Annotated in this window: 3 protein-coding genes; all 3 read left to right on the top strand. The window is 68.2% G+C overall.

What is annotated here, in order from left to right; translation table 11 throughout:
- On the top strand, window positions 1-264 hold a 264-nt coding region (locus AB0I29_RS27670), incomplete at its 5' end, for a hypothetical protein (RefSeq protein WP_357487480.1).
- A gap of 37 nt (window positions 265-301) precedes the next feature.
- On the top strand, window positions 302-520 hold the full coding sequence (locus AB0I29_RS27665; RefSeq protein WP_142035548.1) for a helix-turn-helix domain-containing protein: 219 nt from the start codon (window positions 302-304) through the stop codon (window positions 518-520).
- Window positions 517-1,740 (top strand): site-specific integrase, encoded by a 1,224-nt coding sequence (locus tag AB0I29_RS27660; RefSeq protein ID WP_357080976.1) that lies wholly within the window; start codon window positions 517-519, stop codon window positions 1,738-1,740. The genes AB0I29_RS27665 and AB0I29_RS27660 overlap by 4 nt, the downstream gene beginning before the upstream one ends.
- Window positions 1,741-1,895: the final 155 nt, after the last annotated feature.

Genomic DNA, 1,895 nt, shown 5'->3' with positions numbered 1-1,895 from the left:
CGGCTGCGCGCAGCTCGAGCACGATTCGCCCGTCTGGCTGCTGAGGCGCAGCGCGCCGGCGAACCGCTCGACGTGACCGACCTCGAACGCCGGCTCCTGGCCGACGACGAAGAGACGACCCTCGTGGTCGACGGCTCCTGGACCTACGCCGGCACCGGCTGGTCGACCAACGGGGAGAAGGAGCTTGCCGAGGCTGCTGCCGCTCGTGCTCGCGAGTACGCGCAGTGGAAGGCGGCTCAGAAGTACCCGGCCCGTACGGCCTGACGACAACACGGTGTGGTGGATGTGGAAGGGAAAGACCATGGATGCCTCAGACATCTCTGACCTGCTGACCACGGAAGAGGTCGCAGAGCGGTTCCGGGTGAACCCGTCGACGGTGCGGCGCTGGCGGCTCGACGGCGTGGGTCCTCGTCACGTGCGGATCGGGAGCGTCTACCGCTATCCGCTCGCGCTGCTCAACGAGTGGGTCCGGAAGAACCTCGCTGAGACCGGCCCGTCGCGTGCCGAGGTCGCATCATGACCACGGCGAAGAAGAAGCAGCCCGTACCGCCGCTCGGCGCGGATGTGCAGGGCGACGTCCGTACACGCGAGGGTGCGCGGCTGGGCACCCGCTACCTCGCTCGGGTCCGCTGGACTCACCCGGTGTCGCACGTCCGCGAAGAGGCCGGCGCCACGTTCTCGTCCGACGAGGAAGCGCGCGCGTGGATCGATGAGCAGAAGTCGATCGCACGAACCGGCGTGAACCCGGGCCAGACCCTGGAGGCGTACATCGGCGGGATGGGGGAGCGGTGGGCACGGTCCATCGATCGGACCTCGACCTTCGACCCGTACGCGGCCGGCCTCAAGCTGCGTGTCATCCCCGAGCTCGGGCATATCCCGGTCGGCATGATCACGGCCGGCCTTATTGATCGGGCCATCGATCGATGGGAGAAGACCTCCGGTCACTCGACGGTGAAGAACACGGTCGCAGCGCTGGTCCACGTCCTGGATGACGCGGTGCGCGATGGCCTGTTGCCGAGGAATCCGGCCAAGGATCGTGCTCGGCGTAAGCAACCGGGTCAGGTCAAGGACGGGTCCGACGTCAACCCTCGTGAGCTGGCGCTGCCGGACGTGGCGACGCTGGACAAGCTCGTGGCCGCCGTCGTGGAAGCGGGAGGGGACCAGTGCTGGGGCGACATGGTGCTGCTGCTGGCGACGACGGGAATGCGGATCAGTGAGGTGTCCGGGCTCATCGTCGGTGACGTCGACCTCAAGGCCGGCCTGATCCACGTCCGCCGGCAGAAGTACCCCGGGCGTGGCGGCCTGATCGTGAAGTCCACCAAGGGCCGGCGCAATCGTGTCGTGCCGATCATCGAGCCGGCCCGCGAGACGCTCGAACGTCTGATGGCTGCTGGCCGGCCCGATGACTCGCCGCTGATCAAGGGACCGCGCGGCGGCACCATCACGACCGCGACGCTTCGGGATGCCACGAACTGGGACCAGCTCGTCAAAGACCTCGGCATCGCCGGCCTTGTTCGGCACGGGCTCCGGCACACAGCCCTGACCTGGATGGCTGACAGTGGCGTGCTGCTCCACGTGCTCCAGCGGGTGGCCGGCCACCAGGACCCGGCCATGACCGCCCGCTACCTGCACCCGGACCACCGAGCGCTGACCGACGCCGGCGCGACGTTCGGTGCCTGGTGGGCGGCCGACAGTGCGGCACCAACTGCGCCGGCTGCCGACGACGCGGAGCCGGCATGAACCCGGATCGGGGACGGATCGGGGACAAGTCTCGTTCCGACATCTGTCGCAGCGAGGGTTTCAAGACAACGAAAAACGCCCCTCACCTGCGTGAACAGGTGAGGGGCGATCTGTCGGGCTGACAGGATTTGAACCTGCGACCCCTTGACCCCCAG

It is taken from the genome of Promicromonospora sp. NPDC050262 (assembly GCF_040655935.1).
Classification (GTDB): domain Bacteria; phylum Actinomycetota; class Actinomycetes; order Actinomycetales; family Cellulomonadaceae; genus Promicromonospora.
Note: the sequence above shows the minus strand (reverse complement) of the source record. Positions and strands in the feature narration are given on the sequence as shown.

Coding starts and splice junctions, on each gene's coding strand:
- AB0I29_RS27660 (WP_357080976.1), top strand. CDS start 517: ATGACCACGGCGAAGAAGAAGCAGCCCGTACCGCCGCTCGGCGCGGAT.
- AB0I29_RS27665 (WP_142035548.1), top strand. CDS start 302: ATGGATGCCTCAGACATCTCTGACCTGCTGACCACGGAAGAGGTCGCA.